The sequence below is a fragment of the Facklamia sp. P12932 genome (genome assembly GCF_050409545.1).
Lineage (GTDB): Bacteria > Bacillota > Bacilli > Lactobacillales > Aerococcaceae > Facklamia.
In genome coordinates, this window is the sequence record NZ_JBNUPG010000001.1 from 173,589 (window position 1) to 188,145 (window position 14,557).

Annotated in this window: 12 protein-coding genes; all 12 read left to right on the top strand. The window is 36.2% G+C overall.

Annotation, left to right across the window (positions count from 1 at the left end; genetic code table 11):
• The first annotated feature begins 5 nt into the window (after nucleotides 1–5).
• The 12 genes from rbfA (at nucleotide 6) to ACQV2P_RS00865 (ending at nucleotide 14,471) form a co-directional block, all read left to right on the top strand.
• Nucleotides 6–392, top strand: coding sequence for a 30S ribosome-binding factor RbfA (rbfA, locus tag ACQV2P_RS00810; RefSeq protein ID WP_428873944.1), 387 nt, complete (start codon nucleotides 6–8; stop codon nucleotides 390–392).
• Nucleotides 393–552: 160 nt separating this feature from the next.
• Nucleotides 553–1,473 carry a tRNA pseudouridine(55) synthase TruB gene (gene truB, locus ACQV2P_RS00815; protein ID WP_428873945.1) on the top strand — a complete coding sequence of 307 codons (921 nt, stop codon included), beginning with the start codon at nucleotides 553–555 and terminating at the stop codon, nucleotides 1,471–1,473.
• A 3-nt stretch (nucleotides 1,474–1,476) separates the two neighbouring features.
• Nucleotides 1,477–2,412 (top strand): riboflavin biosynthesis protein RibF, encoded by a 936-nt coding sequence (gene ribF / locus ACQV2P_RS00820; RefSeq protein WP_428894465.1) that lies wholly within the window; start codon nucleotides 1,477–1,479, stop codon nucleotides 2,410–2,412.
• A 151-nt stretch (nucleotides 2,413–2,563) separates the two neighbouring features.
• Nucleotides 2,564–3,592 (top strand): heat-inducible transcriptional repressor HrcA, encoded by a 1,029-nt coding sequence (gene hrcA / locus ACQV2P_RS00825; protein ID WP_428891687.1) that lies wholly within the window; start codon nucleotides 2,564–2,566, stop codon nucleotides 3,590–3,592.
• Between the two features lie 13 nt (nucleotides 3,593–3,605).
• A complete protein-coding gene (grpE, locus tag ACQV2P_RS00830; protein WP_428894466.1) occupies nucleotides 3,606–4,238 on the top strand; it encodes a nucleotide exchange factor GrpE in 633 nt (210 codons plus the stop codon).
• Nucleotides 4,239–4,289: 51 nt separating this feature from the next.
• Nucleotides 4,290–6,134: a molecular chaperone DnaK gene (dnaK, locus tag ACQV2P_RS00835; RefSeq protein ID WP_428875319.1), complete on the top strand. Its 1,845-nt coding sequence runs from the start codon at nucleotides 4,290–4,292 to the stop codon at nucleotides 6,132–6,134.
• Nucleotides 6,135–6,220: 86 nt separating this feature from the next.
• Nucleotides 6,221–7,369 carry a molecular chaperone DnaJ gene (gene dnaJ / locus ACQV2P_RS00840; RefSeq protein WP_428873950.1) on the top strand — a complete coding sequence of 383 codons (1,149 nt, stop codon included), beginning with the start codon at nucleotides 6,221–6,223 and terminating at the stop codon, nucleotides 7,367–7,369.
• A 250-nt stretch (nucleotides 7,370–7,619) separates the two neighbouring features.
• Entirely contained in the window at nucleotides 7,620–9,443 is a 1,824-nt protein-coding gene (lepA, locus tag ACQV2P_RS00845) for a translation elongation factor 4 (RefSeq protein ID WP_428873951.1), read from the top strand.
• Between the two features lie 277 nt (nucleotides 9,444–9,720).
• Nucleotides 9,721–10,404, top strand: a complete 684-nt coding sequence (locus tag ACQV2P_RS00850) for an N-acetylmannosamine-6-phosphate 2-epimerase (RefSeq protein WP_428875318.1) — start codon at nucleotides 9,721–9,723, stop codon at nucleotides 10,402–10,404.
• A gap of 19 nt (nucleotides 10,405–10,423) precedes the next feature.
• On the top strand, nucleotides 10,424–11,320 hold the full coding sequence (locus ACQV2P_RS00855; protein WP_428873954.1) for an N-acetylneuraminate lyase: 897 nt from the start codon (nucleotides 10,424–10,426) through the stop codon (nucleotides 11,318–11,320).
• 86 nt (nucleotides 11,321–11,406) lie between these two features.
• Nucleotides 11,407–12,951 (top strand): sodium:solute symporter, encoded by a 1,545-nt coding sequence (locus tag ACQV2P_RS00860; protein WP_428881751.1) that lies wholly within the window; start codon nucleotides 11,407–11,409, stop codon nucleotides 12,949–12,951.
• Nucleotides 12,952–13,556: 605 nt separating this feature from the next.
• Entirely contained in the window at nucleotides 13,557–14,471 is a 915-nt protein-coding gene (locus ACQV2P_RS00865; RefSeq protein WP_428875317.1) for an ROK family protein, read from the top strand.
• Nucleotides 14,472–14,557: the final 86 nt, after the last annotated feature.

Below are 14,557 nucleotides of genomic sequence, written 5' to 3' on the forward strand. Positions count from 1 at the left end.
ATGAAATGGTTAAATATCGTATAGGACGTGTTCGTCAAGAAATAATGCGAGAAGTTAATGATATTCTTCTAAAAGAGATTAAAGACCCTCGTGTTGAAGGGGTTACTATTACTGATGTAGAGCTTACAGGCGACTTACAAAATGCTACAATTTTTTATTCTACTTTAAGTGATAAAGCCGGAGAAAGACAAAAAACAAGTGATGGTTTGAAAGCAATAACAGGTAAAGTTCGCTCGGAACTTGGAAGTCGTTTAAGTCTTTATAAGGTTCCTGAAGTTAAATTTGAAAGAGACCAATCAGTAGACTATGGTAGTCGAATCGATTCATTATTAAATCAATTACATGAATCTGAATCTTTTGATGAAGCAAGCTCAGTTCAGACGGAGCAATAATCTTAAGTTTTCACAAATTAAGAGCTGTTTTTTCACTGCTCTCATTAAATGAGAGGCGGTAAAACAGCTCTTTTATTCTTGTAGAATTAAGAATCTTGCTTGGAAGCAAGTGCCAATTAAAGTATAATCATAATTGTTATTAATAAAGGAGTTGGCTTGAATGAACGGAATTGTCGCTGTTTGGAAAGAAAAGGGCATGACGAGTCATGATGTAGTATTTAAAATGCGTAAGATTTTTCAAATGAAGCGTGTAGGCCATTGTGGGACCTTGGATCCTGAAGTTGAGGGCGTTTTAGTTGTCTGTTTAGGACAGGCAACCAAGTTAGTTGAAATACTAATGGATAGCAAAAAGATCTATCAAGGAGAAGTCACTTTAGGTCAAGCCACCGATACGGAAGATGCCCAGGGACAAGTTATTGCAAAGAAATTAGTAGAACAAGCCGTTGATGATCAAGTTATTGATCAAGCTATGGCTTCATTAACAGGCAAAATCAGCCAGATTCCTCCTTATTACTCGGCGGTCAAGGTCAAAGGGAAAAGACTCTATGAATATGCCCGAGCAGGTATTGAAGTAGAAAGGCCTGAACGTCAAGTATCTATCGACTACTTCAAGCGTTTAGCTCCGTCACAATATCACACCAGTGAAAAAAGGCAAACTTTCTCCTTTGAAGTAAAGTGCAGTAAAGGGACCTATGTCAGAACCTTAGCGGTAGATTGCGGTAAGTTATTAGGATATCCTAGCCACATGTCCCAATTAGTGCGAACTCAAGCAGCGGGTTATCGTCAAGCGGATAGTTATCGCTTAGATGAATTAAGGCAATTAGCAGAAAAAGACTCCTTAAATACAGCTGTTCACCCCATTGAAACGGCAGTTTCTGACTATGCAAAAATCCAACTAAATCCAGAACAGTTTACAGACATTAAACATGGAAAAGTTTTAGACATTAATTATTTTAATGACAGGCTTATTGAACCAACTGCCTTATTTTATCAAGACCGTTTGTTAGCAATTTACGGCCCACATCCTAGCAAAGAGAATTTAATAAAACCTATTAAGATGTTTCCAATGGAAGGAGTTTAAGCCTTGCAGACAATTTATTTAGCACATCCTTACGATCAAGAACAACTATATGACCAACCAGTCGTTTTAGCTCTAGGCTTTTTTGATGGTGTTCATTTAGGCCATCAAGAAGTTATCAAAAAGGGGCGCGAATTAGCAGATCATTATCAAGTCCCTTTAGCCGTCTTAACTTTTAACCATACTCCTCGTCTTGTTTATCAACAGATCCATCCGAATCACTACTTTTATTTAAGTGATAACCCTCGTAAAATAGAACTGATGGAGGTTAATGGAGTAGATATTTTATATATTGCTGAGTTCACTTCAGCCATGGGAGCTCAGAGTCCACAAGAGTTCGTGGACAGCTACATGGTTAATTTGAATGCCGTTCATGTGGTGGCAGGTTTTGACTATACATACGGTCTGAAAGAGATAGCTAATATGCAAACTTTAGTCGACCACAGCCAGGGACGCTTTAAAATTAGCGAAATTCCTAAAAAGACAATCGGTGACCATAAGATTTCTTCAAGTGAAATTCAATACCAGCTATCAAATGGTAATATTGATTTAGCTAACCAAGAATTAGGTTACATTTATGAAACCAGAGGACTTGTCATCAATGGATTAAAAAGAGGGAGAAAATTAGGATTTCCAACAGCGAATGTGGCAATGGATTATGGTCAGTTAACACCTGGCATAGGGGTGTATATTGTCGAAATTTGTGTTCAAGGCCAATGGTATATGGGCATGGCATCTATTGGACATAATATTACCTTTGATGATGTGAAAGAACTCTCCATTGAAGTTTATATTTTAGACTTTGATCGTATGATTTATGGGGAAAAGGTTCGTATTAAGTGGCATCATTACTTACGTGGAGAGATTAAATTTGATGGTATTGAAGGTTTGATTAATCAACTTGAAAAGGATCAAGACCATACACGGGCGTACTTTAAATAATCAAGGATCGATAGATATAATTAGCACTTTCGAATTGAGAGTGCTAATTTTTTTAATTTTATGGCCATAATCCCTTGACAAAGGTGATGGAGGATAGTAAGATAGAGACAGTTAGCACTCGGTATGAATAAGTGCTAATAATGTGAGGTGATTGATCATATTAACAGCCAGACAACACCAAATCTTAGAATTAATTGTTCGCCTTTATGCAAATTTAGAGGCACCAATCGGGTCAAAGACTTTACTCAAGGAGAGTTTTCTTGATATAAGTCCGGCAACTGTTCGTAATGAGATGGTTGTTTTAGAAAAAAACGGCTTTCTGGTTAAGGCACATACATCAAGTGGTAGAATACCTTCTTATGAAGGCTATCGTTATTATGTAGATCGTCTGATCACTAAAATTGAGAATGATTCATGGGAGCAATCCTATGAAGCAGATCTCAAAGCAGTTAGCGAAATCTTCTTAAATCGCCGACAAGAGAATTTTAAGATGGCGAAAATTGCTGCGGATTTATTGGTCTCATTAACTGGATTACCTTGCTTGGTTTTTGGACAGAATAATGAAGAGCATCGAGTGGCTGACTTTAAGTTAGTGCTTTTAAGTAACCATCAAATAATGGCTATTTTATTATCGGATCAAGGACATGTGGAAAATAAAATGTTCCAAACCTTATATCCGGTTGAGGATGATGATTTACGTCAAATGCGTTCAATTCTTAATTCAGAATTGCGAGGTATTACATTAGAAGATGCTTATCAGCGGACTAAATTAACTATTCCGATGATTATGCAAAGACAATTGTCAACTTCGATTGATTTTTCTCCTTTAGTTGAGAAGTCAATTCAACAAGTTAAAGGAACGCGTTATTTTGTTTCTGGCAAGAATAATCTTTTTGATTGTTTGGATCAGCGTTATTCCAACAATGAATACAAAAAATTATTCAATTTGATTGATGGATCGAATGAATTATTTGATCTCTTTGAACAACGTCAAGATGGAATCGAAGTTCTTTTCGGACAAGAGTTTGCTCCGCAAGGGATGCGTCATTTATCTTTAGTGACGGGAACCTTCACACAAGCCTTAAGCAAAATGTCTTTAAGTATCTTAGGACCTTCGACGATGCATTATTCACGCATGATTGTCCTTATGGAGCAGATATTAAAAGAATTTAATCAATAAAGGAGGTCATCAAGTGACAGAAGAAAATAAAAAGAGGAATGACAAGCAATCTTCTGCAGAACTTAACGATGAAAAAGAAAAGTTAGTAGAAGATGAAGTCATTGAAAGTTCAGCAGAAAAAAATCAGGATAGTCTGAATAATAATGTAAATGATGTAAATGAAGAAACTGAAGTAGCATCAGTAGAGGAAGTTTCTTCCATTGAAGATGAATTAAGAGAAAGTATTCAGAATTTGGAGGATCGAAATTTACGTCTACAGGCTGAAATTGCTAATATGCAACGATCTAATAGTCGTGAAAGACAAGAAGCTGCTAAATATCGATCTCAATCTTTAGCTAATAAATTAATAGATGCTATTGATAATCTTGAACGCGCTTTGCAAATCAAAGCAAGTTCAGAAGAGAGTCAAGCAATCCACAAAGGGATCCAAATGGTGTATGATCAAATCTTACAAGCATTTAAAGAAGAAAAAATTGAAGTGATCAATCCCTTAAACGAAACATTCGATCCAAATTATCATCAAGCGGTAACCACCCAACCAGCGGCTGAAGGACAAGACACTGATATTGTAGTGAATGTTCTACAAAAAGGATACATCCTTAATGATCGTATCATTCGCCCGGCCATGGTAATTGTGTCCGCCTAATTATTAAGCACTTAGTTTTAACCAAAATAAATTTTTAAAGGAGTAGATTATATGTCTAAAATTATAGGTATTGACTTAGGTACAACAAACTCTGCTGTTTCCATTTTAGAAGGTGGAGAAGCAAAGATTATTACTAACCCAGAAGGAAACCGTACCACTCCATCTGTAGTAGCTTTCAAAAATAATGAGATTCAAGTGGGTGAAGTAGCTAAGCGTCAAGCAGTTACAAACCCTGACACAGTAGCTTCCATCAAACGTCATATTGGAGAAGATAACTTTAAGACTGAAATGGGTGGAAAGAGCTATACACCTCAAGAGATTTCAGCTATGATTTTACAACACTTGAAATCATTTGCTGAAGATTACTTAGGCGATAAGGTTGAGAAAGCAGTTATCACTGTTCCTGCTTATTTTAACGATGCTCAGCGTCAAGCAACTAAAGATGCTGGACGTATTGCAGGTTTAGAAGTTGAACGTATTGTTAACGAGCCAACCGCTGCAGCTTTAGCGTATGGTTTAGATAAAACCGATGCTGAAGAAAAAGTCCTAGTCTTTGACTTAGGGGGAGGAACTTTTGACGTTTCAATCCTTGAATTAGGCGATGGCGTATTTGATGTATTATCTACAGCAGGGGATAATAAACTAGGTGGAGATGACTTTGATAATAAAGTTATCGACTTCTTAGTTGAAGAATTTAAAAAAGAAAACTCTATTGACCTTTCTAAAGATAAAATGGCTTTACAGCGCCTGAAAGACGCTGCAGAAAAAGCTAAGAAAGATCTTTCTGGTGTGACTTCTACACAAATCAGCTTACCATTTATTACAGCGACAGCTGATGGGCCATTACACTTAGAAACAACTTTAACTCGTGCTAAATTTGATGAGTTAACGCATGACTTAGTAGAAAGAACTAAAGGGCCAGTTCGTCAAGCCTTGAAAGATGCTGGTTTAAGCAAATCTGAAATTGACGAAGTAATCTTGGTAGGAGGATCGACACGTATTCCTGCTGTACAAGAAGCCGTTAAGAAAGAAACTGGAAAAGATCCTAACAAATCGGTTAACCCAGATGAAGTAGTTGCTATGGGTGCAGCTATCCAAGGTGGTGTTATCTCTGGTGATGTTAAAGACATCGTTCTATTAGATGTTACGCCATTATCACTTGGTATCGAAACAATGGGTGGTGTATTCACTAAATTAATTGACCGTAACACTACTATCCCAACTTCTAAATCACAGGTCTTCTCTACAGCAGCTGACAATCAACCAGCAGTAGATGTTCACGTTTTACAAGGTGAGCGTGAAATGGCAGCAGATAATAAGACTTTAGGTCGTTTCCAATTAACTGATATTCCAGCAGCACCTCGTGGCATTCCACAAATTGAAGTTACCTTTGATATTGATAAAAACGGTATTGTGAACGTTTCAGCCAAAGATTTAGGTACTCAAAAAGAACAAACGATTACTATAAAATCTTCTTCAGGTTTATCCGATGAAGAAATCGAACGTATGGTTAAAGATGCTGAGGCAAATGCTGAATCCGATAAGAAACGTCGTGAAGAAGCTGATTTACGCAACGAAGTCGATCAAATGATCTTTACAACTAATAAGACTATCGATGAATTGAAAGATAATGATAACATTTCTGAAGATGAATTGACTAAAGCAGAAACAGCTCGTGATGAATTGAAAGCAGCTGTTGAAGCAAATGATTTAGAAGAAATGAAAACAAAACGTGATGCATTAAATGAAGTGATTCAAAATCTATCCGTTAAACTTTACGAGCAAGCTGCTCAACAAGCTCAAGCTGCTCAAGAAAATCAAACAGATGCCTCTGATGCTCAATCATCTTCTGATGATAATATTGTCGATGCTGACTTTGAAGAAGTCGACGAGTAATTAAGACATACTTTAGCAAGAGTCTAGGCTAAGTCCTCGACTCTTGTCTTTTATCAGGAGAATTAAAATGTGTAAGGAGGGACAAAATGGCAAATAAAAGAGACTATTATGATGTCTTAGGTGTATCTCGCGATGCCAGTGATGCTGACATTAAAAAGGCTTATCGTAAACTGTCCAAAAAATACCATCCGGATATTAATAAAGATGCAGGAGCTGACGAAAAGTTTAAAGAAGTTGCAGAAGCTTATGAGGTCCTAAGTGATAGTCAAAAGCGGGCTGCTTATGATCAATACGGCCATGCTTCAACGGATCCTAACTTTGGAGCCGGCTTTGGCGGTGGTGGTTTTGGTGGCTTCTCTGGTGGTGCAGGCTTTGGCTTTGAAGATATCTTTGATACTTTCTTTGGTGGATCTGCTGGAGGAGGACGAAGAGCCAATGCTCCTCGTAAGGGTAATGATCTACAATATCGTATTAATTTAACCTTTGAAGAGGCTATTTTTGGTAAAGAAACGACCATAAAATATAATCGTAATGAGGAATGTCATACCTGTCACGGAACAGGTGCCAAGGAAGGCACTGAGCCCGTTACTTGCCACAAGTGTCATGGCACAGGGACTATTCAGGTAGAACGAAACTCTCCTTTTGGTCGTGTGATGACGCAAACCACATGTGATGTCTGCGGTGGGACAGGTAAAGAAATTAAAGAAAAATGTACCACTTGTCATGGTTCTGGTATAGAATCCGTTAGTCATTCTGTTAAAGTGACTGTGCCAGCAGGTGTTGAAGAAGGTAATCAAATTCGCCTTTCAGGACAAGGTGAGGCGGGTTCAAATGGTGGACCTTATGGAGACCTTTATGTAGTTTTCCATGTTGAACCAAGTAAGGAATTTAAACGAGATGGTACGGAAATCTATTACACGCTACCCATCACTTTCTCTCAAGCGGCCTTGGGTGATGAAATCCAAGTTCCAACGGTACATGGTAAGGTGAAGTTAAAGGTTCCAGCTGGCACACAAACAGGGACCACTTTCCGCTTAAAAGGCAAAGGAGCACCGAGTGTTCGCTCAGGTTATACGGGAGATCAACAAGTAACGGTTAAAGTCGTTACTCCTTCTAAACTGACTGACAAACAGCATGAATTATTTAAACAGTTAGCTAAAGAAATGGGTGCTAATGTTAAAGAGCAAGAAGGTGGCTTCTTTAATAAGATGCGTGATATTTTTCATGGTGAATAAAAATAGGCTAGCATCAGGGTATTCAATATGCTCTGATGCTTTTTACTTGCTTAGAAAAGTTTTAAATCAATTGGAATCAAAATAAGATTGATTAGCTTCTAGATAGGAAATTTTAAAGAATAAATAAAGATTTTATTGAGTAGTTCATTTATTAAAATACCATAGTGAAAGAAAACTATTCAAAATCACTCATTTTTGATAAGATAGACCTTAGCTATTGATAAGAGGCTTGAAAAGGAAGTGAAGTCAAGTGAATATAGAAGAAATGAAGAATAGACAAGAAAGAATCCGTAATTTTTCGATAATTGCGCATATTGACCATGGTAAATCCACACTAGCTGATCGTATTTTACAACAAACACATACAGTGGCTGATCGTGATATGCAAGAGCAATTGTTAGATTCCATGGACTTGGAAAGAGAACGAGGAATTACCATTAAATTGAATGCAGTGGAACTGACTTATCGGGCTAAAGATGGCATTGATTATATTTTCCATTTAATCGATACCCCTGGTCACGTCGATTTTACTTATGAGGTTTCAAGATCTTTGGCTGCTTGTGAAGGAGCCATTCTAGTAGTCGATGCAGCACAAGGAATTGAAGCCCAAACCTTGGCTAATGTGTATTTAGCAGTGGATAATGATTTAGAAATATTGCCTGTTATTAATAAAATCGATCTGCCTTCAGCCGATCCTGAAAGGGTTCAAAAAGAAATTGAAGATATTATCGGCATCGATGCCTCAGAAGCGGTTTTTGCTTCTGCCAAGTCAGGCATCGGTATTGATGAGATTTTAGAGCAAATAGTTGAGAAAGTTCCTGCACCAATGGGAGATATAGAAGACCCCTTACAGGCTCTTATTTTTGACTCTGCTTATGATGCTTATCGTGGGGTTGTTTTAAATATTCGAGTGATGAATGGTATGGTCAAACCAGGTGACACCATCCGTCTAATGAGTAATGGTAAAGAGTTTGAAGTGATTGATGTTGGAATTTTCTCACCGAGTCCTCTCAAAAGAGACTTCTTGATGGTAGGAGATGTTGGCTATCTAACCGCAGGTATAAAGACCATTCAAGATACCCGTGTAGGAGATACTATAACCCTAGCGGATAATCCAGCTGAGGAGGCCTTGGATGGTTACCGCAAATTAAATCCAATGGTTTTTGCCGGTCTCTATCCGGTTGACTCGGCCGATTATAACGACTTGCGGGAAGCACTTGAAAAGTTACAATTAAATGATGCTTCTTTACACTTTGAACCAGAAACATCGCAAGCCCTAGGCTTTGGTTTCCGAACAGGCTTTTTAGGTTTACTGCATATGGATGTTATTCAAGAAAGACTTGAGCGTGAATTTGATATTGATTTAATTACCACTGCTCCGTCAGTTATTTACCGTGTTGAAAAGACGGATGGGGAAGAGCTTTTGATTGACAACCCATCTGAAATGCCAGATCCAACAGAGATTGATAAGATTTTTGAACCTTATGTAAAAGCGACTATTATGGTACCAAATGATTATGTGGGCGCTGTAATGGAACTATCTCAACGCAAGCGTGGTAACTTTATTACGATGGATTATCTGGATGATTTCCGGGTAAATGTAATTTATGAACTACCAATGGCTGAAATTGTGTATGATTTCTTCGATAAGTTGAAATCATCAACCAAAGGCTATGCTTCCTTAGATTACGAATTAATTGGCTATAAAGAGTCTAATCTAGTAAAATTAGAAGTTTTACTTAATTCTGATGTCATTGATGCCTTCTCGATTATAGTTCATAAAGATTTTGCCTATAATCGCGGTCGTGCTTTAGTTGAAAAACTAAAAGGGATTATCCCACGTCAAATGTTTGAAGTACCTGTCCAAGCAGCTATTGGACATAAGATCATCGCACGAACAACCATTAAGGCTTATCGAAAAGATGTTACAGCTAAATTATATGGCGGGGATGTCTCCCGTCGTAAGAAGTTATTAGAAAAACAAAAAGAAGGTAAAAAGCGGATGAAATCAGTCGGTAACGTTGAAATTCCACAAGAAGCTTTCATGGCTGTCTTACAAATGGATGAAGAATAAAAGAATAACGGTTCATAAAAACCTATCTTTGAGAATTCAAAGATGGGTTTTTCTTATTACTATAAAGCAATATTAATTTTCATTTTGAACCAATCCCTTTTAGAGAACGTAAGTAAGCTACTTTTATGATAAATAATCAATTAAAATCTTTTTAAATAAGTATAATAAAAGTTTTTGTTTTCAGAAAACTCACTGTCTTTTCATAAAATATTGAAATGCTACAAAGTGATGTGTATAATTTTAAATTAGAAAGCGCTTTGATAAAGGAGGTTATTGAATGATTGAAGGAATAAAAGGGGAATTAATTGTTTCTTGTCAAGCTTTAGAAGATGAACCTTTGCACAGTTCTTTTATCATGTCACGAATGGCCTTAGCTGCTAAAGAAGGTGGAGCTAAAGGTATTCGTTCGAATTCAGTTGAAGATATTAAAGCAATCAAAGAACAAGTCGATTTGCCAATTATTGGCATTATTAAACGGGTTTATGATGGGGCTGATGCTTTTATTACACCTACGATGACTGAAGTGGATGAGTTAATGCAAGCAAGGCCGGAAATCATAGCAATTGATGCAACTGCATCTACGAGGCCATACGGAGAATCATTAAGTGATTTAATGGTAAAGATTAAAGAAAAGTATCCCCAACAAAAGCTGATGGCTGATTGTTCAACCTTAGAAGAAATGAAAATGGCTGAACAAATTGGTTTTGATTATATTGGTACAACCTTGGTAGGTTATACTCAACAAAGTAAGAAAGATAAGATAGAAAGCAATGATTTTCAACTCATCCGTCAAGCGGTTGAAACAATCAACAAACCAATTATTGCTGAAGGTAATATTGATACTCCTGAAAAAGTAAGACACGTTTTAGAGCTTGGGGTATATAGTGTAGTAGTTGGTTCAGCTATCACTAGACCTCAATTAATTACAAAAAAATTTGTCGAAGCTATTCATAACCAATAGATTAATAGGGGGAAATAAAATGACAAAAAAAACAGCTAGAGAAATCAAAGGTATTATCTCAGCCCTCTTGGTACCCTTTGATTCAAAGGGCAAAGTTAACGAAGCAGGGCTACGTCAAGTAGTCCGTCATAATATTGATAATATGAAGGTAGCAGGGCTATATGTAGGAGGCTCAACTGGTGAAAATTTCTTATTAGATATGGCCATTAAAAAACAAATTTTTGAAATTGTTAAAGATGAAGTGAAAGACCAAGTGAAACTCATTGCACAAGTTGGTGGTCCCAATGTTTATGAAGCAATTGAACTCGGTAAATTTGCGACAGATTTGGATTATGACGCAATTTCAGCAGTAACTCCTTTTTATTATAAGTTTTCATTCGCTGAGGTTAAACAATATTATAAAGATATTACAGAAGCTGTTGATAATGACTTAATTATTTATTCAATCCCAGTTCTTACAGGTATTAATATGGGGATGGCAGAATTTAAGGAATTATTTGAATTAGACAATATTGTTGGTGTTAAGTTTACTGCTGCAGACTTTTTCTTATTAGAACGATTACGTAAAGCGTTTCCAGATGTACTAATCTATTCAGGTTTTGATGAGATGCTTTATCCAGCTGCTATCTATCATGTTGATGGAGCAATCGGATCGACATATAACGTAAATGGTTTGCGAGCTCGTGGCATTTTAGAAGCTGTCAATGAGGGCAACCATGAGAAAGCACTTAAGCTACAAAATGAGAGTAATGATTTAATTGAAGCAGTGCTAGCAAACGGTTTATATCCAACTCTTAAAAGTATTTTACAATTACAGGGTGCGAATAAAGGGGAGTTTTTAAGTCGTAAACCGATGGCTTCGATGACAGCCGACCAAAAAGAAGAAGCAGAACGAATTTTTAAAAATTATTTATAATTAATTAAAAAGACTTAGGTAATTAAAGAATATTTTATATAGCGTTATGCTTCATTAAGCATGTAAAATTGAAAAGGAGTTTAATAATGGCACAAGAAGGCTTTACAACAATCGATTTTATTATTTTAGTTATTTATTTAGTAGCTGTTTTGTTTGCAGGATTACTGTTTTCTAAGAAAGATATGATTGGTAAAGAGTTTTTCAAAGGAGATGGCTCAATCCCTTGGTATGTAACTTCGGTTTCTATTTTCGCAACCTTGTTAAGTCCGATTTCTTTCATGACTTTAGCAGGTAACTCCTATAAGGGAACTTGGCTATTGTGGTTTGCGCAATTAGGGATGATTATTGCAATTCCTTTTGCTATAAAATTTTTCCTGCCTATTTATGCCAGAATGGATATTGATACTGCTTATGATTATTTAGAGCAACGGTTTAACTCTAGACTTTTGCGAGCAATCGGTGCTATTTTGTTCATTATCTATCAAATTGGTCGTATGTCTATTATTATGTATCTACCCTCTGCTGCTTTAGCCACATTAACTGGAATCTCAGTCAATTGGCTAATTGTGGTAATGGGTGTAATTGCGATTATTTATTCTTATACTGGTGGGATTAAATCAGTTTTATGGACCGATTTTATTCAAGGATCTGTTTTGTTAGTAGGTGTTGCTGTGACTCTAGGCTTTTTAGTCAAGGACTTAGACGGCGGTTTCCAACCAATCATGAATTTGTTAGCTAAAGACAAATTTATTGCCCCTCACGAACCGATTTTTGATCCGAACCTTTTAAAATCTTCTATCTTTTTACTAGTTGTTGGCGCTGGCTTTAATACACTGTCATCTTATATTTCAAGTCAGGATATCGTGCAACGGTTCACTACCACTCAAGATATTAAAAAATTGAATAAAATGATGTTTACCAATGGTGTCTTATCTATTTTTATTGCGACTATGTTTTATCTTATTGGGACGGGATTATTCGCTTATTATCAATTACAAAATCCGAGTGATCCTGGCGCTTTAGTAGCTCAAGATCAAGTGTTTACTTACTATATAGCCTATCGTTTACCAGTTGGTATTACCGGTGTTCTTTTAGCAGCTATTTTTGCTGCCAGTCAATCAACTCTATCGACAGGTTTGAACTCTGTCGCTACCTCATGGACATTGGACATACAAGAGGTGATTTCTAAGAATTTAGATGACGCCAAACGAACTCAAATTGCGCGTTGGATTTCTTTAGGCGTTGGAATTTTCTCCATTATTATCTCAATTATTCTTGCACACTCTGATATTAAATCAGCCTATGAATGGTTTAATGGATTCATGGGACTCGTTTTAGGGGTTCTAGGTGGAGTCTTTATGCTAGGGGTATTCTCTAAAAAAGCTAACAAAATTGGTGCTTATGCTGCACTAATTGTTTCAAGTTTAGTAATGATTTTCATTAAATACGGTCTTCCTGCAGAAAAGGTAAGCATTTGGGTTTATTCGCTTATTTCAATAGGCGTATCTTTAATTGTCGGTTATCTTGTATCGATAATGGTTAAAGATGAGACATCGACTGCTCCAAAATTCACCACTGTCTATGATATTTCTGAGATTAAAGCGAATAATGACTGGTTGGTAAGACATTAATGAAACTTTATGATTTAAATCAAATAGATCAAATCAAGCGAGAAGCTATACTAAGAGTCATTAACTTTTAAAAGAAAATAATGACTTAAGTGATTGCCAGCTTGGTCCCATATGATTTCCGATGACTTTTATTTTAATATCTTAGAATAGGAGATTACGACAGATGACCATAGAGTTTGGCAAAGTTATCCTAGCTATTTTGATGTATTTGTTCCTATTAAAGGTCAGGAAAAAATTTGGCATAACTTTAATGGAAATGTTCAATGAAAAGATTATGTAGAAAAGGATGGCTGGCTAAAACCTCACGCTCAACCATTATCGGAATGAATCATTCAGCCTGGACAAATCTTAGTTTTTGATCGTGAAGATGTTCAAAATTGTTGACCAGATAGAAACAATTAAAAAAGCTGTTTTTAAGGGGAAATATAAAATGTGTAACATTTTAAGTAGGGAAAGGGCTAAGCGTCTTTTCCCTATTTTTAAGGTGGTAGGTAAGGGAAAAAATGAATAATTAGTAATAAGGCCATTAAATGATGACTACTCTAAAAATAGAATAAGATATATTATTTCTATCACTGTAATTTTGTATAAGAGGAAGTGAAAAAATGCATATACTAGCGATTGATATTGGCGGTACAACGATAAAAAGTGATGTTTATGATGAGAAGGGGCATTCTTTTAATTATTTTAAAGAAGAGGAAACACCGATAGATTCCTTAAAAAAATCAAATCATATTATGGAATATGTTTTAAATTTAGTTGGTGAAACGATTAAAAGTCTTAAGCAAATCAACAAAAAATTAGAGGGTGTTGCTATTTCTTCAGCAGGGGTAGTCGATCCTGAACAAGGAAAGATAGTTTATGCAGGTTATACAATTCCTGACTATGTAGGAACTGATTTTAAGCAAGCCATTAACCATCACTTTGATTTACCTTGTGTTGTTCTAAATGATGTCAATGCGGCAGCTTTTGCTGAATTTTCAATTGGAGCTTTTGCACGCAATAGTTCATTAGTTTGTTTGACTATTGGCACGGGTGTTGGCGGGGCTTTAATCCTTAATGGTCAATTGTATCATGGAGAAGGTTTTTCTGCCGGCGAAGTTGGTTACTTACCTGTTAATGGTAAAAGATTTCAAGATGTAGCATCGACGACTGCTATGTGCCAATACTTTGAACAGCTCACTGGAGAAAGTAATACTAATGGAAAAATAATTTTTGAAGCCTATAAAACTAATCATCCAGCCGCAATCGAAACAATTAACTGGTTTGCTGAAAACTTTTCAGAAGGATTACTTCCAATTATTTATTTGATAAATCCAGAGTACATTGTTTTAGGAGGCGGTATTATGAATCAACATAAAATATTGTTACCAATTATTTTAGAAAAATTGGCTGCAAAAATTGAAAATAATATTTTTCTGCCTAAAGCTATCCTAGCTGCAAAGTATAGTAATGAAGCTGGAAGAATTGGAGCTCTTTACTACTTTATTAAAAAGTATGGAGTTTGTTCTACAAATTAAAAACTAACTCAAAACTATTCTTATGAGTTGACCCCAAAAGTTCGAGTTAAAAACTAACTTTTGGGGGTACTTTTATGTCTAAAAAT